Below are 20,910 nucleotides of genomic sequence, written 5' to 3' on the forward strand. Positions count from 1 at the left end.
ACTTCACATGAAACCCGCATCAAAAAATATTCTCCTCGGGCTGCTGTTCATCATCTGCATTTCGACGCTTCTGCCTATTCTCGGATTGACGCACTTCCACACCAAAGGCGAACCGCGTGAGGCCATCGTGGCGGTGAGCATGCTGCAAGACGGGAACTGGATTCTCCCGCGCAATAACGGAGGCGATATTGCCTACAAGCCGCCCATGTATCACTGGATTACGGCTCTTGGCTCGGCAATCTTCAACGAGGGGGAGGTCAACGAATATACCTCTCGCCTGCCGTCGGCACTGGCCACGATTATCATCGCCTCGATGATGTTTCTCTTTTATGCCCGGCGCGAGGGCAATTTCAACACGGCATTCCTGTCGGCCATTTTGTTCCTGTCGGCCTTTGAGGTACACCGGGCTGCAACCGCAGCACGGGTCGACATGGTACTGACGGTATTTATCGTATTGGCACTCTTCCAACTGTACCGATGGTATGAAAAGGGGTTGAAGGGAGTCCCGCTGTGGGCCATTCTGTTCATGAGCGGAGCCACCCTCACCAAAGGGCCCGTGGGCATTGTCCTGCCGTGCCTGGTGACCGGGGTATTCCTGCTGCTGCGCAAGGAACCGTTTTTCAGGGTCTGTTACAAGCTCTTGGGTGCCGCAGTCGCTGCCTGCCTGCTGCCTGCCGTGTGGTATTATGTGGCCTACCTGCAAGCCGGACAAGAATTTCTCGACCTCGTCATTGAAGAAAATTTCGACCGCTTCACCGGCAACATGTCATACAGTTCGCACAACGCTCCGCCATTTTACTACCTCTATATCACCCTGGCCGGGTTCTTGCCTTGGACGCTGCTGGTTGTTTTCTCCCTTTTCGCGCTCTCATACAAAGGGCTCAAACGACCGATAAGGAGTTGGTGGAAAGAGCTTTGCGAAAGAATATCCGACCTGTCGCCCGTACGTCTCTTCTCCCTCACGGCCATTTTGGTGATTCTGTTTTTCTACCTTATCCCCGACAGCAAACGCTCGGTCTACCTGCTGCCTATATACCCCTTCCTCAGCTACTTTCTGGCCGGATACATGCATTATCTCGTGCAGGAACATCGCAAGACATGGCGCGTATTCGGCATTCTCCTGTCGGGCATATCGGTGCTCTTCTTCCTGGTCTTCATCGGTGTGAAAGCCGGGTGGTTCGACTCTTGGATTCCCGCCGACACACAAGATTTCCTGGCCGGGCTCAAAGGTTGGAACGCGTGGGACGTCATCGCCCTCATCGTATTGGTTCTGCTCGTGCATGAGGTTTACAAGAGCCGCGACATACAGTCGATAAGCAACCGGTACTCCTATTCGGTCATCACCCTCTTCTTCTGGGTGCAGTTTACCGTCGACACGGCCGTGCTCCCCGATGTACTCAACCGCAAGTCGGACTATGCGTTGGCACAAAGGGTCGAGGAGATTGTCCCCGAAGGAGCTGTCTACTCCTACATCGGGTCACCGATGATGCGTTTCTTTGTCATCAATTTTTATACCCACAACCGCGTCGTCGACTTTGAAGAACACACGCCCGAAGAGGGTTACCTGCTGGTGGGCGAACGAGAATACCCGGCCTTTGCAGCCCGCCACGCCGACTATGACTTCGAGGAGATGTGGAAAAGCGAACGCCGCGGAAACGACATTCGCGACATCGTGTGCATGTATCGCTTCACCCGCAAAAACGAGGCCGAATGAAAGTCTGCATTGCCGAAAAGCCCAGTGTGGCCAAAGATATAGCCGAAGTCATCGGAGCCAAGACGCGACGCGACGGTTTCTTCGAGGGTAACGGCTACTGCGTGACCTGGACCTTCGGGCACCTATGCACCCTGAAAGAGCCGCACGAATATACGCCCCAATGGAAACAATGGTCGTTGTGGAGCTTGCCGATGATACCACCACGTTTCGGCATCAAGCTCATCGACGACAAAGGCATCGAGAAGCAATTCTCCGTCATTGAACATCTCATTGCGAAGGCCGACGCCGTCATCAACTGCGGCGATGCGGGACAAGAAGGAGAACTGATACAACGCTGGGTGATGCAAAAAGCCTCGTGCAAATGTCCGGTATACCGGTTGTGGATTTCGTCCCTTACCGAGGAGGCTATCCGGGAGGGTTTCGAGAACCTCAAACCGCAAGAGGACTTTGCTTCGCTCTATGAAGCCGGCCTCTCGCGGGCCATCGGCGATTGGCTGCTGGGCATGAACGCCACCCGGCTCTACACGATGAAATACGGGCAACGCCGACAGATTCTCTCCATCGGCCGCGTGCAGACCCCTACCCTGGCCCTCATCGTCAACCGACAACACGAAATCGAGAATTTCGTACCGCAACCTTACTGGGAACTGAAAACGCTCTACCGGGAAACGACCTTTTCCGTCACAAGCGGACGGTTTGCCACCATCGAAGAGGGAGAGAAAAAACTGGCCGAAATCGAAAACCACCCCTTCACCATCACCAATGTATCGCGCAAAGAGGGGAAAGAGTTTGCCCCCCGGCTCTTCGACCTTACGTCGTTGCAGGTGGAGTGCAACAAAAAATTCGCATTCTCGGCCGACGAAACGCTGCGCCTCATACAGGCCCTCTACGAGAAAAAAGCCACAACCTATCCGCGTGTCGACACCACCTACCTGAGCGACGACATCTACCCCAAGTGCCCGGCCATCTTGCAGGCGGTCGCATCGCAACCGGCATACACGGCACTGGTAGGCAACCTCAACCTGCAAAAACTGCCCAAATCGAAAAAAGTATTCGACAACAGCAAGGTTACCGACCACCACGCCATCATTCCCACGCCGGTAAAGCCCAACAACCTGACCGACTTGGAAAGGAAGGTCTATGACCTCGTCGCCCGACGATTTATCGCCGCATTCTATCCCGATTGCAAAATAGCCACCACGACGGTTTTGGGCGATGTGAACGGCGTTGCCTTTAAAGCCTCGGGCAAAGAGATTCTATTTCCCGGGTGGAGAGCGGTTTTTGAAAAAGAAAACGACCCGGCCGAAAAAGAAAAGGAGGAGAATGAAGAGAGGGTCCTGCCACAATTCACCCCCGGTGAAAGCGGGCCCCACACTCCCACCCTGAGCGAAAAATGGACTCAGCCACCCAAACTCTACACCGAGGCAACCCTGCTGCGCACCATGGAAACGGCCGGCAAACTGGTCGAAGACGAGAGCCTGCGCGACGCCTTGAAAGAGAACGGCATCGGACGCCCTTCGACCCGCGCCGCCATTATCGAGACCTTGCTCAAACGCAACTACATACGCAAAGAGAAAAAGAACCTCGTCGCCACAATCACCGGCATCGAGCTCATCGGCACGATACGCGAAGAATTATTGAAATCGGCCGAGTTGACGGGTATCTGGGAAAACAAGTTGCGCCGCATCGAACGGGGCGAATACAAAGCGTCGGACTTCTTGGCGGAACTGAAAACCATGGTCACGCAAATCGTAAACGATGTGCGCAACGACAACTCGACCCGAAGCATCACCATCGAACCGAAACCCGAAGAGCCTCAACCGGCCGAGGGGAAAGAAAAAAAAGAAAAGGGGAAGAAAAAAACGACTGCCGGCAAAAGCAAAAAAGAAACGGCAGGAACCAAGCCCCTCGTATGTCCGCTTTGCGGAAAAGGAAAGGTCCTGAAAGGGAAGAATGCCTATGGCTGTTCGGAATGGCAGTCGGGGTGCACGTTCAGACTGAGTTTCGACGTCTGCCCCGGAGATGCCGGTGAAAAAGAACTCCGCCAAGCCATTGCTGCCTACAAAAAAAACGAATAAAAGAGAAAACACCATGCCATCAAATCCGAATGAAATTTTCCCGATTGTCGATTCCTGCGGCCACACCATCGGGCAAGCCACCCGGGGCGAATGCCACAACGGGAGCAAACTCCTGCACCCGGTGGTGCATCTGCATGTCTTCAACTCCCGCGGCGAACTCTATCTGCAAAAACGGGCCCTCGACAAGGACATTCAGCCGGGGAAATGGGACACGGCCGTGGGAGGACATATCGATTACGGCGAAGGGGTGACCGACGCCCTCCATCGGGAAGCCCGCGAGGAGTTGGGCATCACCGGTTTTGTCCCGGTTCTCATCGGCAGGTATGTTTTCGAGTCGAAAATCGAAAAAGAGCTGGTCAACACCTTTTTCACCCTCTACGACGGGAATATCTCGCCCGACCACGACGAGGTGGAACGGGGCGAGTTCTGGCCCATAGAAAAAATCGAAGCCTCGCTCGACAAAGAAATATTCACGCCCAACTTCGAAAATGAATATCGGAAGATTCTGCAACGCCTGCTTGCTTCTCGATAACATCTTCGGAGATTCGACAGCCCCCAAACAAACTCCCCGGCCGCGGACATATACCGCAACCGGGGAGTTTTATCTCGATGGCATCTCTCGTCCAAGGAAAGAGCCGGTACACACTTCCTCATAGAGGAAGTTTATTCCCAATCGAATGAGCGATAGAAGCGCAACTCATTTTGCAGGCGGAGCACCTCTTTCTGCAAATCTTCGATTTGCGACAGCAAGTGACGCACGGCACCGAGTCCTTCGTGGTTTATCGAGAGGTCATAATGAAGGTGCACATAGCGTTCGAGCTCAGGCAACTGAGCCTCGGGAAAGCATCTCAACTCATCGACAACAGATATATCTATCAATCCGTCTTCGCCCAACGTAAAGATAAAGTCGGGCTCGACGTGACACCTTTTGCAATAGTCGCTTATGATAATGAAATCGTTCGTCATAATCTTCTCGTTTTAGATGTTTCAACTATTCCGTAACTGTTCGAAAAGCTCTTTCTGCCGTGGCGAAAGATGGGTAGGAATGGTTACATGACAAGCAACAATCAGGTCGCCCGCGTGTCCCTCTTCCTTATAGACGGGGAATCCTTTTCCTTTGAGTCGCATCTTGCTTTCGCTCTGTGTTCCGGGAGCGACTTTCATCTTCACTTGTCCGTTCAGGGTGTTAACGATCACCTCACCACCCAGCACGGCCGTAAAGAGGTCGATGTTGAGATCGGTATAAAGGTCATTGCCTTTGCGCTTGAACTGAGGATCATCGGAAACGACAAAGGTAATGTAGAGGTCTCCGTCGGGAGCTCCGTCGGCACCTTTACCTCCATAACCTTTGAGTTTGATGACCTGACCGTTCTCTACTCCGGCCGGGACCGTGATTCTCAACCTCTCACCGCCCACGGTAAAAGTCTGCTGGTGGGTCACGGCCGCTTCACGCAAGGTCAGAGGCAGCTCGGCCTGAATATCCTGTCCACGATACCGGCTGCGGCGACCTGTTCTCGAAGAGGCATCGTGTTTTCCAAAAAGCTCTTCAAAAAAGTCGGAGAAACCTTCTCCACCGAATCCCCCCGAGAAGTGCGTCCCGTCGGTCGAATACCAATACCCGCCATCGCCGCCCGCAGCGCCAGTCTGGGAACCATAGGCTTTCTTCCGAGCCTCGAACTCATCGGCATGTTTCCAGTTTTCACCGTAAGCATCGTATTTTTTCCGCTTCTCAGGATCCCCCAATACCTCATTGGCCTCGTTCAGTTGCTGGAATTTTTCCTTGGCCGATGGGTCATTGGGATTCAGGTCGGGGTGATACACACAAGCCAATTTACGGTAGGCTTTTTTTATCTCCTCCTGAGTGGCATTTTTGTCAACGCCCAATATCTTGTAATAATCGATATATGACATACTACTCCTTTTTATGGTCGATTCTATTTCCTGTGCCGTCATGCGACGTCGCATTTATAAGTATGCAAAATGTATGCCGAGTGAGTGAAATGGCAGAAAAATTTCTTGATTATTAGCGTTTTTTATACTATGGGGCAATAAGCCAGGCAGAAACAGAATGTGCCCGACAACAAAACGGCATCACGTCATCGTCTCCCGGCAAATCTTGGGGGAAGCCGACAAAAATAATCCGGGGCGGCACCTGTCACGTTTATGGCAGGAGTCGCCCCGAACAAACGGGCAAATGCCCCATCACCGGCCATAACGGTCGGGCAAATAAAACCCGAGATGCGGTGGTTGGTTATATGCGACATTCTGCCATACGATGCTCATGCGATAGACAGGGTCGTGCATGAGCGTGGGTATGCGATATGAGGTCGGTGCCGTCGTGGTGAAAAGCACCAAATCCGAGGCTGTCGTGCGGTCCCACAATATGACCTCTTCGCGCCAGTCGCCCAATATGTCGGCGCTTATCGAAGGGGTTTTCTTGGAGCCGTTGCAGGAAGATACCGGTTGCAACTCCCGAAAATCGACATAGGTCTCACAACGGTTCTTTTCGGGAATCCATTTTGAAATGCGGGTTCCGTCGAGCAACTCATCACAGAGGTCTCCGTCCCAATAGATGCGGAAATTTACCGGAATGCGGCCACGCGCAATTACCTTGAAGCCATCGGTCGAATAGATATTCGACGACGCAAGCGACCAAAACTCAAATCCGCGATAACGAGGGTCTATATCGGCAGCGACACCACGGCCGGTGTCTTTATCGTCGTCTTCGCGGAAAAGGATTTCTCCGGTGCGGGCATCACGCACATCAGCTCCTCCCGCCTCCTCATGTATCATGAAAATTTCGAGGCCGGGACGGTCGGGCATCAAGTCGGAGACATGCAACGCATCACCATGTTCGAGACCGGTGCGGTGAAGCACCGTGCCATCGTGGTCGAGCACCGCCGCCCCGTAAATGATTTCATCACGGCCATCGCCGTCGACATCGGCGACCGAGAGGCTGTGCGCCCCTTCCCCATAGAGACCTTTCCCTTTTCGTTCGGAACGGTGGAACCATCGAAGTTTCAACTGCGTCCCATCAAAATCATAGGCAGCCAGGTAGGCATTGGTATAATACCCGCGACACATTACCAAGCTGGGGTGCACACCGTCGAGACAGGCTACGCAGGCGAGATAACGTTCGCTGCGATTGGCCTTGTCATCGCCCCATTTACGGGTAATGTCACGCCCGGGCTGATAGGGAACCGTCGACAGGGCGGCTCCTGTTTCCCCGTCGAAAACGGTAAGATACTCGGGGCCGTCCATAATTGTACCCACCACTTGGTCGCCGGTCGGCGTGCGATAGTCGGCCTGGGGGTCATCACCTTCGAGCAGGACATACGCTCCTACACCATCGACCGTGCCCGGAGCCGTTTTGCAGGCAACCTCAGAACGGCCGTCTCCATCAAGGTCGTAGACCATGAACTGGGTATAGTGCGCTCCGGCACGAATATTCTTGCCCAAGTTGATGCGCCACAGGCGCGTGCCGTCGAGCTTGTAACAATCGAGATAGACCTCACCGGTATAGCCACGGAACGAATTGTCGCGGGCATTGGTAGGATCCCAACGGAGCACGATTTCGTATTGCCCGTCACCATCGACATCACCCACGCTGCAATCGCCGGGAATATAGCGGTAGCGTTCGCCATCGGGACGGTTCAAGTCACGCCCGCGGTTGATGGCATGGAACGGAGGTGTCACGCCTCCCTCGGAACGGTCGAGATGTATGCGCAGATAGGGTTGTTGCCACGGGGTCACGGGTTGGGACGACTCCAACTCCTTGCCGCCGCAAAACGTCTTCACGACATAATGCGAAGTATCGCACCCGTCGGCATCGAGATAATTGGTCAAGACAAAAGGTGCATCACCTATCTTTTCTCCGTCGCGATAGAGTTCAAAAAGGGTGCTGTCGCTATCGGTCGAAAGATAGCGCCAACTGATAAAAACTCCTTCGGAAGTTTTCACGGCAACCAGGCCGCGATCGAGTTTTTCGGGCACAAAGGCTCGGGAAATTACCGGGTAGCCTATCAACAGGACGAGCGACAAAACCACCCTTGCACATTTTCTTTTCATGATATGGTTTGGCATTTTCGGGATTAGACTCGCATCATCGGGAAAAGTTTATTCCATCTGCAAAAAAAGTTGTTTCATGTCTCCCCTCTCCTCGAAAATACGGCACAAATGAAAGCCCGGAAACAGGAAGAGCCCGCAAAGACAAGTTTGCGGGCTCTTCCTGTTTCGTTATGGTGAAAATCAGTCTCCCAAATGAATTTCTCCGCCGATTATGCGGCCAAGGGTCTCGACCAAGAAGGTATGTTCGCGCTCCAAAACGCGAGCCGCAAGAGTGTCGGGCGTATCGCCGGGCCTAACCGGCACCTCGGCCTGTGCGACAATCTCTCCCCGGTCATAAGCCTCATCGACCCGATGTATGGTAACCCCCGACACCGTGTCGCCGGAAGCAATCACCGCTTCATGCACATGTATGCCATACATGCCTTTTCCTCCATACCGCGGCAAAAGTGCCGGGTGTATGTTGAATATGCGGTTGTGATAACGCTTCAACACCTCGACCGGCAACATGCGCATATAACCCAACAACAAGATAATATCGGTCTCTTTTTCGGCGAGAAGGGTCAACAACTTCTGCGACAGGGCGGCTTCATCGCCCTCGGTTTTCAGACTGACATGATAGGCGGGGATTCCTGCCTGACGGGCCCGTTCAAGGGCAAAAGCGCCCGAATTGTTACTGATGACCGCTTTTATATCGGCATCGATGCGACCTTCGGCCACGGCATCGACGACAGCTTGCAAGTTCGACCCCCCATGCGATGCGAAAACGACAATATTCATACTCATCGAATGTGCGTTTGTAACAGATATTCTATTGTGTGTGCTTCTTTCAGGGAACGCGGCACATCGATAAGACGCTGATTGCGGCTTCCCCTGAAATGCAAAGATAAGTCTCTTTCGGCTAATATGAAAGGGCCGTCAACCAAAACATCGACATAGGCCAGCAATTCCCGGGTGACCGGCCTCTCCAACAGGGATTCGAACCGATAGCCCGTATAGCACCAGATGTTCTTATGCGCCTCCTCCTTGATGCGCCGGGCCAAAGGCAGCAGCGAAGCCGCCTGCAACATGGGGTCGCCACCCGAAAAAGTCACCGGCATATCGGCGGAACGAACTCGCTCGTACAGATACTCGACCGAATATCTCACACCATTGTCCATATCCCACGACTGGGGATTGTGACAGCCCACGCAACCGTTTTCGCAACCGGCAAAGTATATCGAAGTGCGCAACCCCACCCCGTCGACCGAGGTTCCCTCGATGATGTCAAGCACCGAGAGCATCGTTGCTGAATCGTTATTTATGGACGACACGGTCATGCAGTTCTGCCAGTTTAGCGTGATTCCAACGGTCGGTCGCCCCAACGAGGTAACCGGTAATGCGTTGCAGGCGGTCGATGTGGTGACTTCCGCATTGGGGGCACACGTCGAGACCGTCTTGTGCGTCTTCATACCCGCAATCCATGCAGCGGTTCCGGTTGTGATTGACCGACCCGTAGCCGATGTCATATTTGTCCATCAAGTCGACAATATCCATGATGGCCTCGGGATTGTGCGTGGCGTCGCCATCGATCTCGACATAGAAGATGTGTCCGCCGCGCGTGAGGTCGTGATAAGGTGCCTCGACTTCGGCCTTGTGGCGGGGGCTGCACTTATAGTAAACCGGCACATGGTTGGAATTGGTATAGTATTCCTTGTCGGTAACGCCGGGTATGATACCAAATTCCTTGCGGTCCTTGGCGGTAAATTTTCCCGACAAACCTTCGGCCGGAGTTGCCAAGATACTGAAATTATGGTGGTACTGCGCAGAAAATTCGTTGGCCCTGTCGCGCATGTAAGTGATGATGCGCAACCCCAGTGCCTGAGCGTCGGCATCTTCGCCGTGATGCTTGCCCGTGAGAGCCACCAGTGTCTCGGCCAGTCCGATGAATCCGATGCCCAAGGTCCCTTGATTGATGACATCGGCTATGGGCTCTCCGGGTTTGAGTTTTTCACACCCCACCCACAACATCGACATCAACAACGGGAACTGTTTGGCCAATGTGGTTTTCTGGAAATTGTAGCGGTCTTCCAACTGACGGGCCGTCACATCGAGAATCTCATCGAGCTTGGCAAAAAAGGCATTGATGCGGTCTTCGCGATTGGTTATCGACATGCACTCTATGGCCATGCGCGGCAGGTTGAGCGTCGTAAAAGAGAGATTTCCCCGGCCAATGGAGGTTTTCTCACCAAACCGATTTTCAAAGACACGGGTGCGGCAACCCATCGTCGCCACCTCGTATTTATAACGTTCGGGGTCATCTTCGCGCCACTGCTCATGGTGATTGAAAGGGGCGTCGAGATTGAGGAAGTTGGGGAAGAAACGACGGGCCGTCACTCGGCAGGCATAGCAATAGAGGTCGTAGTTGCGGTCGGTAGGCAGATAACTTACCCCCCGTTTCTTTTTCCAGATTTGTATGGGGAATATGGCCGTAGAACCATTCCCCACGCCTTCGTAGGTGCTAATCAGAATTTCCCGTATGATGCAACGCCCCTCGGCCGATGTGTCGGTTCCATAATTTATCGAACTGAAAACCACTTGGTTTCCACCGCGGGAATGTATTGCATTCATATTATGGATAAATGCCTCCATCGACTGGTGCACGCGTCGCACCGTGTTATTGATGGCCTGCTGTTTGATGCGGGCATCGCCCGTGAGACCGTCGAGGTCGTGATAGAGATAATCATCGATGGGGGCATCATAGAGATGGGAATAGTCGGCTGCGGTAAATTTTTCGAGCCCTTTTATCTCTTCGATGTAACTGAGTCGCACATAAGGGGCCAGGTAAAAGTCGAACGCGGGAATGGCCTGACCGCCGTGCATCTCGTTCTGTGCCGTCTCCATGGATATGCACCCCAATATGCTGGCCGTCTCGATGCGTTTGGCCGGACGCGCCTCGCCGTGACCGGCACAAAACCCTTTTTTGAGAATCTTGTCGAGCGGGTGTTGCACACAGGTCAAACTCTTTGTGGGGTAATAGTCCTTGTCGTGTATATGTATGTATCCGTGACGGAGGGCATCGCGCGTCTCATCGCTCAGGAGGTAATCATCGACAAAAGGCTTGGTGGACTCACTGGCAAACTTCATCATCATGCCGGCCGGCGTGTCGGCATTCATGTTGGCGTTCTCCCGGGTGATATCGTTCGACTTGGCGTTGATAATATCGAGGAACATCTCACGCGTCTTGGCTTTACGGGCAATGCTGCGCTGGTCGCGATAGGCGATGTATTTCTTGGCCACCTCCTTGCGCGGACTTTTCATCAACTCCATCTCCACCCAGTCTTGTATCTCCTCGACACTCATCTGTTCGCGGCCGTTGCAAGCAATGCGGTCGGTAATTTTGCGAATGAGCGGCTCATCTTCACCTTTTTCGGTATGAAGCATTGCCTTGCGAATGGCCGCCATGATTTTCTCTTCGTTGAAGCCGACAATGCGACCGTCACGTTTGATAATGGTTTGTATCATAATTAGGGCATTAAAAAAATTTTATGCGATACAAAATGCAACGAAAAAGCGGAAGGGATAGGGCATGAGAGTGCCTGTTGTCCTGCTTTCGGCCCGAAGCATCGTTTACAACTCAACACCCGGCAGGTCTTCTGACTCGCTCCATCTGTTGCGCCTTCCCGGTCGTGCGGTTCAACGACCAGTGACTTTATTGAACAGACTTTATTCGAAGCTCACAGCTACGGGGATAGTTCCTGTCTTGCACAGGATTCCCTTTTAATCTCATTTTTTCGGAATGAATTTGAGAACCGAATGTGTGACAAAAGTACAAAGAAGAGAATATCGGAGCAAATATTTTCACAGAAAGTTTTCTATTTTGGAAAACTTTTCTGCATTCCATATTTTGAAAATCAATCAGAACAACAAATTTACTACCTATATATCAATATATTACAAATATAGATGGCTTACTAAATTTATAAAATCAAGAAATCAGCCTACACGATAATGAATCAAGAAATGAAAACTACCCGCGCATTTTAAAGACATGACATTCCAAAAGGAATGCACATGTACCCATCAACCTGTCATAGGGGAATCAAATATCGAGCTCATGTTTTATGGTATCGACTACGTCGAAAACCAACGATTGTATGGGGGTAATCACCGACTTGTGTAATTCTTCTCGGGGAACAAACACACGCAACCCGCCCTTGACACATTTAATATCGATGCGCTCCGACATCTCAACAGGTTCGCCATCGAGATGCATTATACCCTCACGCTCACGCGTAACGGTCAAAGCAGGGGTTTCAAATGTCTTGACATTCGGGCTGACACTAATCCATTTCGTAAATAACTGCACAGCCATAGGCAATACGTCAATCGGTGTGAGGGGGAACATAATCGTCACATCGATTTTCCCGTCGTGCAGACTTGCCCGCGGAGTAATATAGGCATTGTTGCCATATTGAGAGGTATTACCGCAAGCAACGATAAAGGCTTTTTCTTGTATCACGCCATCGGCCGTCTCGATGCGATAAACCTCATTCTTATAGGTCAGGTATTCTTCGACAGCTTTCTTTATGTAGGTCATCTTGCCGCGATGCTTGTCTTCGGCAAATTTTTTACTCACCCAAGCATCGAATCCCATGCCACAAGTGCAGAAAAATGGCCGTTCGTTGGCCATGCAATAGTCGATGTTGTCGACAATGGCATCATTGAAGATTTGCAATGCACGCAAGGGATTGAGCGGTATTCCCAAATGCCGCGCCAACCCGTTTCCCGATCCTACGGGTATGATACCCAACGCGACATCGGTCTGCACAAGCGAACCGGCTATTTCGTTACATGTTCCGTCACCGCCCACCGAAACGACCATATCATACCCCTTCTCCACGGCCTGTCGCGCCAACTCCGAGGCATGACCGCCGTATTGGGTAAAGACAATCTCCGGCTCGAAAAGGTCTTTATCGAGAGTCGTCTCGATCCATGTGGGAATATTCGCCTTGGAATGAGTTCCCGAAATCGGATTTATGACAAATAATGTTTTTTTTCGCGCCATGCAGAAAGAGGCTGTTTTTTTAATGCAACAAAGATAACCGAAAAAAACGACTTTCAGCCATAGAAAATTATCCTCCGGGATAGAAACGTTGTTCTTTTTTTCGGTATGAAATATTTTTATTCAACATCAATGAGCTATCTTTGTTATACAAAAACATATATCCTCATCTATGGAAGCACTCTTCAAAAATCCCATCATTCGCAACCTGCTGGCAATCGCCTTGGGCGTAGTTGTCATCATCAATCCGCAACTAGGTCCCAACATCGTCATCATGCTCATCGGTGCCATCTTGGCTATTCCCGCCGTACTGGCGATTATCGGATATTTCACTTATAAAAATCGAGAAACCCCGCTACCGGGCTATGTCCTCGTCGAAAGCATAGGCGCCCTCATCATCGGCGTGTGGATGCTGTTGCAGCCCGCCTTCTTCAATGCCGTCGTACTTATTGCCTTAGGCATCATATTGCTCTTGGCCAGCATTTCCGAAATCGTAGCACTTATCCGTTCGAGCAGCCTCATGCCCATTCCTGCAATCATGTATGTCGCGCCAATTCTCATTGCGGCAGCCGGACTCTTCATGATATTCAAGCCATTCGGAACGGCCAATCTCATCATGACGATTTTCGGTATATCAATGATTCTATATGGTATATCCGACATAATACGTTACTACAAATACCGTCGGCAACAATAATCCCGACAACAAACAAAAGCTGGGGCGGATAGTCAATTACTATCCGCCCCAGCTTTTTATTCTCCGTGCAGGGAACTATTCCGCACTTTTTTCTTCACCGTCGGCGGCACTCTCTTCGGGGATAAAATCGGTAATTCCCGACTGTATCAATAAATTATACCACGAGATGAGTTTGCTGATGTCGGTGGGATAAACCCGCTCGCGGTCAAAATCGGGCAACACTTCGGCAAAATAGGCACGCAAAGCCTCCTTGTCGGCTTTGGGAGAAATAGAGGCCACAGCCCCGTTCTCTTTCTGTTTCACGCTTTCGAGCACTTTATAAAGGGGTTCTTCTCCACTCTCGGTGTACATGGCGATGTCGCCCAGCGAAGTTACCTTGTCGTGGCTATATGCCAAGGAACGTTTTCCGGTCGTCAAAGCCTCTACGATCAATGCACCTTTGGCCTGCGAGACCAGTTTGAAAAGCCCGGGACGTCCCGATATGGATAAAATTTTCTTCAACATGTTCTTTTTCGTGTTTTGGTATTTGATGAGGCAAATGTAATATAGATTCCCGATATAATCAAGCCATCAATGACACAAACCCGTCAGCAAAAACTTCCTCACAGGGTTGCAAGCGCACTAAGGATTTGAGGGATAATAGGTTTTTCATCGCTATTCGTAATGATTCGTGATGAAAATTTTTCTTTCTCGACATCGGGCATTTGCGCCCGGATACGCGACACGGCCTCCTCGCGAGAGCAACCGTTGCGGGCCATGATGCGGGCCATGCGAGTCTCTTCGGGAGCCGTCACCAACCATATCTCATCGACCGCATCGGCAAAGTGTGCCTCGACGAGTATGGCCGATTCCATAAAGACGGCCGACTCATCGGCCCTGCTCCGGCACCATTTCTCAAAATCGGCTTTCACAGCCGGGTGCACGATGGCGTTCAGGCGCTTCAATGCTGCTTCATCGGCAAAAACCCGTCCGGCTAAACGGGCGCGGTCGAGATGTCCGCCGGCATCATACATTTCGCTACCGAACTCCTCCACAAGCCCGGCTTTGATTTGCGGCGAAGTATCCATCAACATTTTGGCCTGCCGGTCGCTGTCGTAGACCGAATAGCCCGACATGTGAAGGAATCGGCACACGACCGATTTTCCACTGCCGATTCCGCCGGTAATGCCTATGCGCTTCATGGCCTATCAGTGTTTCTGTTCCAATATATATTCGACACTGTCGGGAACGACTTTCACATAATAGGCGGCACCGGGAGTGCGCGTGATTTTCAACGGCAACTTTTCGGGCGCGTTACGCGTCTCGTTATAATCGACCGACACGGATACGTCTTGTGCCGAAATTTGAGAGAAACGGCTCACAGGCACCATGCAATCGACACGCACCGTTGCCGGGAAAGTCAGCAAGTTGACGTTGCGGGGTTGGTTGACAACCGACACCGAAACGGGTATCGACTTGGAAGTCAGCTCTTCGACAGGGACGGTAAGTTTTACTTGATGGGGAACGATTTTCACGCCTTTGATTCGATGCAAGGGCACCGTTTGGGTCAAAGTCTGTGACAAATCCTTGAATGCAAAAGAATCGGTCTCGACACTTGTAATCGTATTGAGCAGATATTCGGGCGCGTAAACCTGCACCGAATCGACATCGGACTGGATTTTTCCGCTGATAATGCACTGGGGAACCGTCGTTACCGAACCTTCAATACGCACCTTGACCTTTTTCCCGGGCGCCTGGGTGTAGTAAACCGCCAATGTGTCGAGCGATAGCGATGTCAGGTTGGTCGTGTTGCGCAAGTTTTTCGAGATAAGGCTTTTTATCTCCTCCGATGTAAGTATGAAAGCATTCCGATTATTGGCATATTGGCGGAAATCGACTTCAAAGGCGGGGATTCCTTCGAGCGTGTAATTCATCAACACGGCACCCTCGTCTCTCAAATGCACCGTAACCGAGGTGGGAAGGTCACAGGTTATAATGGTATTGTCGGGAATATTGGTATATTTTATGGGTATGCGATAGACCGTGTTCATGTCTTCTCCCAATGATTGCATCATCCAAAACAAGAAAGAAAGGGCGACAAACAGAAGGAAAGTCAATATGTCTTTACTCCTCTCACTCTGCAAACGGCTCCGCAGACCACTAAATTTCTGCCGGAGAAATGCCCTTATCCTCAACCGTTTTTTTCTTTTTGTCATTACAGGTTCTTCGTTGTATTTTGTCGGTAAAGATAAGGTTTTTCATCGAAATTAGACATTCGTGAAACGATTTTTATGGCAAAGAGGGTACACGACCTTGTTCCCAAGTGTCCGGCCCGAATGACGAAAGCAACGGCCGGACAAAAGAGCGACATTCCCAGAGGCCCAAACGTTGTCATATCTCATCACGCATCGCAGGGCAAAAAAGAAGGGCCGGGAGACGTACCGGCCCTTCTTCATGAAAAATAAAAATTTCTTACTTGGCAGGAGTCGTATTGGCGGTATCGGCCGTAGAAGCATAAATAGAACCTTTGTCTACGGTAATGCGCACGTTATCGGCAATTTCCACGATGACGGTATTGTCTTTGATACCTTTTACTTTTCCGTGGATACCACCGGCAGTAATCACTTTTTGGCCTTCGGTGAGAGCTTCACGGAATTTGCGGATTTCTTTTTGGCGTTTGCTCTGCGGACGAATCATGAAAAAATAGAATATGGCAATAAGAGCCACCATCATGATAATACTCGAATAGTTCGATGCAGGAGATGCTGCTTCTTGCAGGAGAATGGTCAATAATGTCATAGTTGTTTTTATTTATTATAGGTATTAGTTAATTTTAGGGTATAACAATTATCGGTGTTATTTTTCCAGACGTCCCTCTTTTTTTAACAAAGAGGTAATGGCTTCGAGCACACCGTTAATGAATGTCCCGCTCTTTGCCGTACTGTATGATTTGGCGATTTCGATATATTCGTTGAACGATACCTGCAACGGAATGGACGGGAAGGAGGTAATCTCGGCCAAGGCCACAATCATGATGACAATATCCATGAAGGCGATACGCTCGATTTCCCAATTACGCGTAAACTGCTCGATCAGGTTTTTGTTGGCCTGGCTGTCGAGCAAGGCACGACGGAAGAGGGTACGGGCAAATGCACGGTCGTCTTCGTCCTTGAACATGGGCAAAAGTTCTTGGTCGGCACCGGCCGACTCGTCGAAACGTTTGACGGTTTTGAGGACGAAGGTCGAGATTATGGGCATATCGTCGTTCCAATAAAGGCTTTGGGACTCCAAGATGTCTCCCAGATTGTCATCGGTAAAAATCAAATGGCGATAAACGTTTTTCCAAAACGTGCGGTCGTTTTCGTAGGAATCCTCGGCTTGCAGATATTGGGCATACATCTCCGACGAGAGAATGCGGTCGAGCAAAGAGCGCAGGTAGTTGCTGTCGTCGCTCCATACCAACGGACGCTCCTCCACATATTTTGCAAATGCCTTGTCACTTTCCAACTGGGCAACGAAACGGTTGTCGACCAGTCGGGTATTGGGCATTTTTTCTTCGGGAGTAGCGGTAAATTTGCTACGGGCATTTTCGAGACGCAAGCGTTGAAGGCGTGTCAGCTCTACGGGAATAAGCAGCAGCAAATGATACAACTCGTATGATTTGTCAAGACTCGCAAAGAGTTCTTTCTCGGCCACATCAATACTTTTTTCACCGTCTATAAGATAGGAATAGACGATTTGCACCACTTTTGTCCGTATCAAAGCACGATTGATCATTTCACCAAATTTATTTTTCGGCCGTAAAGGTACAATATTTTTGAAGTTTCCCAATCAACCCCCTATTCTTTTTTTCTGTAATGCGTAACATGACAAGAAAATAGACACATTTTAGTAAATTTTCATATTTATAAGGTTGTTCGATAAAAATTTATTCACGTTATTTGTGATGTCAGTTGTTAATTATTGGGAGTTCTGCCTTTATCATTTATTGCATTAATATATGGACGATGAATTAGTTACACCACTTGAAAACGACATTATTTTTTCAAGAAGCATCAAAGCCGGTAGGCGCATTTATTATTTCGACGTTAAGAAAAACAACAATGGGGATTTATTTTTGGCGATTACCGAAAGCAAACGCATCATGACAAACGAAGAAAGCCAAATGGTTCAATTTGAAAAACACAAAATCTTCCTCTATCCCAAAGATTTTGACAAATTTACCAACGGCATTGGTGAAGTCATGGAATATATCAAAAACATTGCTGAGAAAAAATAAAAAAAGAAGGTCCCGACTCTCACGAGCCAACCTTCCCAGAGCTTGAAATATATCAAAAACAAGAAAGAGGATAGTCTTATTCTATTGAGAATAAGTAGGATAAATACCAATGAAACACACAAAAACGAGAATATGTCTTCTTGACTGTTTTGATAGGAAACTCAAACGCTTTTGAGTTGCATTTCTGTCTATAAAACAAAGTGCCGGCCGATTTGTTCGCCGACACTTTGTTGTTCGTGCACTTTTTTTGTCAGGAGTGAATAAAAAAAAGTATCTTTGCCTCGTACTGAAAATCTTCTTTCCCCTGGCTATGAGTGTATTGTCTCCCTCCGAAGTTCTCGCTACGGCCGAGAACGCCGCATTACAAAAAATATCTTTTCGTTTACGCAAGACGTTGATTCTGGCTATCCTGGCCGGCATCTACATCGCCATGGGCGGTCTGCTGTCGCTCATCATCGGATATGGATTTCCCGGAATCACGGCCCACAATCCCGGCCTGCAACGGCTCTTGTCGGGAGCCATGTTCCCGCTGGGACTTATCTTGGTGGTCTTTGCCGGTGCGGAATTGTTTACCGGCAACAATGCGGTGCTAATTCCCGGGCTCTGCAACCGGAAATATGGCATTTGGCCACTTTTGCGCAACTGGTTGTGGGTGTATGTGGGCAATTTCATCGGAGCCTTCTTCTTTGTTTACCTCATGGCACACACGGCCGGCATCGTCGATGCAGAGCCTTGGCACTCGGCCATCAGACAAATTGCCGAAGCCAAAACGAGCCTCCCCTGGGGAACGATTTTTATAAAAGGTATCGGAGCCAACTGGTTTGTGTGCCTGGCCGTATGGTTGGGATTTGCTTGTCGCAGCGCGGCCGGAAAATTCATCGGGCTTTGGTTCCCCGTCATGTGCTTCGTCGCCCTTGGCTATGAACACAGCATCGCCAACATGTTCTTTATCCCATTGGGCATGTTGCAGGGAGCCGACGTGAGTGTCGCCGACTTTGTGCTGCACAACCTCATTCCCGCTACGCTCGGCAATATCGTGGGAGGAGCCTTTTTTGTCGGCGGGCTTTATTGGTGGGCATACCGGGAACGATAAGACGTCTTGTTGCAGGGACGGATTATATCCACTCCCCCAATTCGAGCCAGCGCATCGACTTCTCGTCGAGCTCCTCGATGAGACGGCTCAGGGCCAAAGATTTCTCCTGTAATTCCGTGGCCGATAGCGTTCCCGACGACAATGCGTTCTCTATGGCGGCTTTCTCAGCTTCGAGACGAGGTATGGCCTCATCGAGTTCGTCATACTCTTTTTTCTCCTTGAACGTAAGCCGGCGACGCTGTGTCGGGGCATCGGCATTGGCCGGACGGGCGGGTTTTGCCGCCGGTTTCTCTGCGGATTTGGCGGCCGCAATCCGTTTCTCTTCGTTCTCCCGTTCGGCTTTCCAACGTCGGTAATCGGAATAATTGCCGGGGAAATCCCTGATTTTCCCCTCCCCTTCAAAGGCCCATACATGGTCGACCACTTTATCGACAAAATAACGGTCATGCGAGACGACAATGACACACCCCTTGAAATGGGCCAGATAATCTTCGAGCAAATTGAGGGTGACAATGTCGAGGTCATTGGTGGGCTCGTCGAGCACCAGGAAATTGGGGTTGTTCATGAGTACCGTACAGAGATAGAGGCGGCGTTTCTCTCCCCCGCTCAATTTGTAAATATAGTTATACTGGGTCTCGGGCGTGAAAAGGAAATGTTGCAGGAATTGTGAGGCCGAGAGTTTTTTCCCGTCACCCAATGATATTTCTTCGGCAATGTCCCGCACGGCATCGATGACTTTCTTCTGGTTGTCGAACTGTATGCCTTCTTGACTGTAATATCCAAATCGAACCGTTTCCCCGACATCTATCGTTCCGCCGTCGGGCGCAATCTGCCCGATAAGCAATTTTATGAAGGTCGATTTTCCGGCGCCATTGTTTCCCACGATGCCCACCTTCTCATACCGGGCAAACGTATAGGAAAAGTCCTCAATGATTTTTTTGTCATCGAAGTGTTTCGACAAATGTTTGATTTCGAATATCTTCGAACCAATATATGAGGATTTCACAGCCAAAGTGACATTATCCTCGACCTTTTCCCGACGCGCTTTCTGTTCGAGGTCATGAAAGGCATCGATGCGATATTTGGCCTTGGTCCCCCGAGCCTGAGGTTGGCGACGTATCCAGTCGAGCTCGGTGCGCAGGAGGTTGTTGGCACGGTCTATCTCGGCATTCCGGGCCTCGATGCGCTCTTGCCGTTTTTCGATATAATAGCTGTAATTTCCTTTATATGAATACAATGCCCGCGAATCGATTTCGATGATGCGATTGCATACCCGGTCGAGAAAATAGCGGTCATGTGTCACCATGAGCAGACTCACCCGGCTATGTGAAAGATAATCTTCGAGCCATTCGGTCATTTCGAGATCGAGGTGGTTGGTGGGTTCGTCGAGAATAAGCAAGTCGGGCTCCGAAATCAGCACATTGGCCAAGGCGACCCGTTTTTGTTGTCCTCCGGAGAGTTGCCCCATAGGCTGCTCGTAATCGTTGATTTTCAGCCGGGACAGGATTTGCTTCACCCGTTGTTCATAATCCCAGGCTTTGTATTGCTCCATACGAGCCATCAACCGGTCAAGCTCCGACACGTTGTTGTGCGCCATGGCCAACTCGTAGTCCCGTATGGTGCGAGTCACTCCACTATCGGCTGCAAAGCAGGCTTGCAAAACAGTCATTTCGGGCTGAAAAACAGGCAATTGTCGCAAATAACCCACCCGAATGTCGTTGCGGAAAGTAATGGTACCGGCATCGTAACTTTCATCGCCGGCAATGATATTGAGCAGGGTCGTCTTGCCGGTACCGTTTTTGGCGACAAGCCCCACCCGTTCCCCCTCGGAAAGGCCAAAGGCTATGTCGGAAAAAAGGACCCGGTCACCAAACGACTTGGAGAGTCCCTCGATTTGCAGATTTATCATATATCAGAGTTCTATTTTGGCGGGACTAAATTAGTGATATTTTCTCGAACCT

19 protein-coding genes and 1 riboswitch are annotated in these 20,910 nt (G+C 50.5%); of the genes, 6 read left to right on the top strand and 13 right to left on the bottom strand.

Annotated elements, in window-relative coordinates:
- Positions 1–7 precede the first annotated feature (7 nt).
- Genes IAD09_06800 through IAD09_06810 form a run of 3 tightly spaced genes read left to right on the top strand, consistent with a single transcriptional unit; the run spans position 8 to position 4,324 of the window.
- On the top strand, positions 8–1,714 hold the full coding sequence (locus IAD09_06800) for a glycosyltransferase family 39 protein (protein ID HIT81930.1): 1,707 nt from the start codon (positions 8–10) through the stop codon (positions 1,712–1,714).
- Positions 1,711–3,792, top strand: a complete 2,082-nt coding sequence (locus IAD09_06805; protein HIT81931.1) for a DNA topoisomerase 3 — start codon at positions 1,711–1,713, stop codon at positions 3,790–3,792. Before IAD09_06800 ends, IAD09_06805 begins: the two co-directional genes overlap by 4 nt.
- Before the next feature lie 13 nt (positions 3,793–3,805).
- Entirely contained in the window at positions 3,806–4,324 is a 519-nt protein-coding gene (locus IAD09_06810) for an NUDIX domain-containing protein (GenBank protein ID HIT81932.1), read from the top strand.
- Positions 4,325–4,455: 131 nt separating this feature from the next.
- On the opposite strand, the gene IAD09_06815 is transcribed toward IAD09_06810, so the two are convergent.
- The 7 genes from IAD09_06815 to IAD09_06845 all read right to left on the bottom strand — a co-directional run bounded on the left by IAD09_06815 (position 4,456) and on the right by IAD09_06845 (position 12,904).
- Complete coding sequence (locus tag IAD09_06815) at positions 4,456–4,758, bottom strand: chaperone modulator CbpM (GenBank protein ID HIT81933.1); 303 nt, start codon at positions 4,756–4,758, stop codon at positions 4,456–4,458.
- A gap of 21 nt (positions 4,759–4,779) precedes the next feature.
- Positions 4,780–5,703, bottom strand: a complete 924-nt coding sequence (locus IAD09_06820; GenBank protein ID HIT81934.1) for a J domain-containing protein — start codon at positions 5,701–5,703, stop codon at positions 4,780–4,782.
- Positions 5,704–5,994: 291 nt separating this feature from the next.
- On the bottom strand, positions 5,995–7,860 hold the full coding sequence (locus IAD09_06825) for a rhamnogalacturonan lyase (protein HIT81935.1): 1,866 nt from the start codon (positions 7,858–7,860) through the stop codon (positions 5,995–5,997).
- A 180-nt stretch (positions 7,861–8,040) separates the two neighbouring features.
- On the bottom strand, positions 8,041–8,637 hold the full coding sequence (locus IAD09_06830; protein ID HIT81936.1) for a phosphoribosylglycinamide formyltransferase: 597 nt from the start codon (positions 8,635–8,637) through the stop codon (positions 8,041–8,043).
- 2 nt (positions 8,638–8,639) lie between these two features.
- On the bottom strand, positions 8,640–9,140 hold the full coding sequence (gene nrdG, locus IAD09_06835; protein ID HIT81937.1) for an anaerobic ribonucleoside-triphosphate reductase activating protein: 501 nt from the start codon (positions 9,138–9,140) through the stop codon (positions 8,640–8,642).
- Positions 9,141–9,153: 13 nt separating this feature from the next.
- Positions 9,154–11,361: an anaerobic ribonucleoside triphosphate reductase gene (locus IAD09_06840; GenBank protein HIT81938.1), complete on the bottom strand. Its 2,208-nt coding sequence runs from the start codon at positions 11,359–11,361 to the stop codon at positions 9,154–9,156.
- A 103-nt stretch (positions 11,362–11,464) separates the two neighbouring features.
- Positions 11,465–11,668: riboswitch (cobalamin riboswitch) on the bottom strand.
- A gap of 270 nt (positions 11,669–11,938) precedes the next feature.
- On the bottom strand, positions 11,939–12,904 hold the full coding sequence (locus tag IAD09_06845) for a diacylglycerol kinase family lipid kinase (protein ID HIT81939.1): 966 nt from the start codon (positions 12,902–12,904) through the stop codon (positions 11,939–11,941).
- 169 nt (positions 12,905–13,073) lie between these two features.
- On the opposite strand from IAD09_06845, the gene IAD09_06850 reads away from it, so the two are divergent.
- Positions 13,074–13,598 carry a DUF308 domain-containing protein gene (locus IAD09_06850; protein ID HIT81940.1) on the top strand — a complete coding sequence of 175 codons (525 nt, stop codon included), beginning with the start codon at positions 13,074–13,076 and terminating at the stop codon, positions 13,596–13,598.
- Between the two features lie 75 nt (positions 13,599–13,673).
- Here the strand turns inward: IAD09_06850 and IAD09_06855 are convergent, their stop codons facing one another.
- The 5 genes from IAD09_06855 to IAD09_06875 all read right to left on the bottom strand — a co-directional run bounded on the left by IAD09_06855 (position 13,674) and on the right by IAD09_06875 (position 17,354).
- Complete coding sequence (locus IAD09_06855) at positions 13,674–14,102, bottom strand: DUF5606 domain-containing protein (protein ID HIT81941.1); 429 nt, start codon at positions 14,100–14,102, stop codon at positions 13,674–13,676.
- 98 nt (positions 14,103–14,200) lie between these two features.
- Complete coding sequence (locus IAD09_06860; GenBank protein HIT81942.1) at positions 14,201–14,779, bottom strand: dephospho-CoA kinase; 579 nt, start codon at positions 14,777–14,779, stop codon at positions 14,201–14,203.
- A 6-nt stretch (positions 14,780–14,785) separates the two neighbouring features.
- The gene (locus IAD09_06865; protein HIT81943.1) at positions 14,786–15,628 is read right to left on the bottom strand and encodes a hypothetical protein; all 843 of its coding nucleotides are present in this window, start codon (positions 15,626–15,628) and stop codon (positions 14,786–14,788) included.
- Positions 15,629–16,049: 421 nt separating this feature from the next.
- Positions 16,050–16,376 carry a preprotein translocase subunit YajC gene (yajC, locus tag IAD09_06870; protein ID HIT81944.1) on the bottom strand — a complete coding sequence of 109 codons (327 nt, stop codon included), beginning with the start codon at positions 16,374–16,376 and terminating at the stop codon, positions 16,050–16,052.
- Positions 16,377–16,433: 57 nt separating this feature from the next.
- Positions 16,434–17,354 (bottom strand): transcription antitermination protein NusB, encoded by a 921-nt coding sequence (locus IAD09_06875; GenBank protein HIT81945.1) that lies wholly within the window; start codon positions 17,352–17,354, stop codon positions 16,434–16,436.
- 223 nt (positions 17,355–17,577) lie between these two features.
- On the opposite strand from IAD09_06875, the gene IAD09_06880 reads away from it, so the two are divergent.
- Together IAD09_06880 and IAD09_06885 are read left to right on the top strand one after the other, a co-directional pair.
- Positions 17,578–17,856 carry a DUF3276 family protein gene (locus tag IAD09_06880; GenBank protein ID HIT81946.1) on the top strand — a complete coding sequence of 93 codons (279 nt, stop codon included), beginning with the start codon at positions 17,578–17,580 and terminating at the stop codon, positions 17,854–17,856.
- Positions 17,857–18,166: 310 nt separating this feature from the next.
- Positions 18,167–18,949, top strand: a complete 783-nt coding sequence (locus tag IAD09_06885; GenBank protein HIT81947.1) for a formate/nitrite transporter family protein — start codon at positions 18,167–18,169, stop codon at positions 18,947–18,949.
- A gap of 22 nt (positions 18,950–18,971) precedes the next feature.
- On the opposite strand, the gene IAD09_06890 is transcribed toward IAD09_06885, so the two are convergent.
- On the bottom strand, positions 18,972–20,858 hold the full coding sequence (locus tag IAD09_06890) for an ABC-F family ATP-binding cassette domain-containing protein (GenBank protein ID HIT81948.1): 1,887 nt from the start codon (positions 20,856–20,858) through the stop codon (positions 18,972–18,974).
- Positions 20,859–20,910 lie beyond the last annotated feature (52 nt).

Origin of the sequence: Candidatus Caccoplasma merdavium, from assembly GCA_018715595.1 — a bacterium.
GTDB classification, from domain to species: domain Bacteria; phylum Bacteroidota; class Bacteroidia; order Bacteroidales; family UBA11471; genus Caccoplasma; species Caccoplasma merdavium.

Coding starts and splice junctions, on each gene's coding strand:
- IAD09_06850 (HIT81940.1), top strand. CDS start 13,074: ATGGAAGCACTCTTCAAAAATCCCATCATTCGCAACCTGCTGGCAATC.
- IAD09_06840 (HIT81938.1), bottom strand. CDS start 11,361: ATGATACAAACCATTATCAAACGTGACGGTCGCATTGTCGGCTTCAAC.
- IAD09_06800 (HIT81930.1), top strand. CDS start 8: ATGAAACCCGCATCAAAAAATATTCTCCTCGGGCTGCTGTTCATCATC.
- IAD09_06885 (HIT81947.1), top strand. CDS start 18,167: ATGAGTGTATTGTCTCCCTCCGAAGTTCTCGCTACGGCCGAGAACGCC.
- IAD09_06865 (HIT81943.1), bottom strand. CDS start 15,628: ATGAACACGGTCTATCGCATACCCATAAAATATACCAATATTCCCGAC.
- IAD09_06890 (HIT81948.1), bottom strand. CDS start 20,858: ATGATAAATCTGCAAATCGAGGGACTCTCCAAGTCGTTTGGTGACCGG.
- IAD09_06815 (HIT81933.1), bottom strand. CDS start 4,758: ATGACGAACGATTTCATTATCATAAGCGACTATTGCAAAAGGTGTCAC.
- IAD09_06820 (HIT81934.1), bottom strand. CDS start 5,703: ATGTCATATATCGATTATTACAAGATATTGGGCGTTGACAAAAATGCC.
- IAD09_06880 (HIT81946.1), top strand. CDS start 17,578: ATGGACGATGAATTAGTTACACCACTTGAAAACGACATTATTTTTTCA.
- IAD09_06855 (HIT81941.1), bottom strand. CDS start 14,102: ATGTTGAAGAAAATTTTATCCATATCGGGACGTCCCGGGCTTTTCAAA.
- IAD09_06845 (HIT81939.1), bottom strand. CDS start 12,904: ATGGCGCGAAAAAAAACATTATTTGTCATAAATCCGATTTCGGGAACT.
- IAD09_06810 (HIT81932.1), top strand. CDS start 3,806: ATGCCATCAAATCCGAATGAAATTTTCCCGATTGTCGATTCCTGCGGC.
- yajC (HIT81944.1), bottom strand. CDS start 16,376: ATGACATTATTGACCATTCTCCTGCAAGAAGCAGCATCTCCTGCATCG.
- IAD09_06830 (HIT81936.1), bottom strand. CDS start 8,637: ATGAATATTGTCGTTTTCGCATCGCATGGGGGGTCGAACTTGCAAGCT.
- IAD09_06825 (HIT81935.1), bottom strand. CDS start 7,860: ATGAAAAGAAAATGTGCAAGGGTGGTTTTGTCGCTCGTCCTGTTGATA.
- IAD09_06860 (HIT81942.1), bottom strand. CDS start 14,779: ATGAAGCGCATAGGCATTACCGGCGGAATCGGCAGTGGAAAATCGGTC.
- IAD09_06805 (HIT81931.1), top strand. CDS start 1,711: ATGAAAGTCTGCATTGCCGAAAAGCCCAGTGTGGCCAAAGATATAGCC.
- nrdG (HIT81937.1), bottom strand. CDS start 9,140: ATGCTCTCGGTGCTTGACATCATCGAGGGAACCTCGGTCGACGGGGTG.
- IAD09_06875 (HIT81945.1), bottom strand. CDS start 17,354: ATGATCAATCGTGCTTTGATACGGACAAAAGTGGTGCAAATCGTCTAT.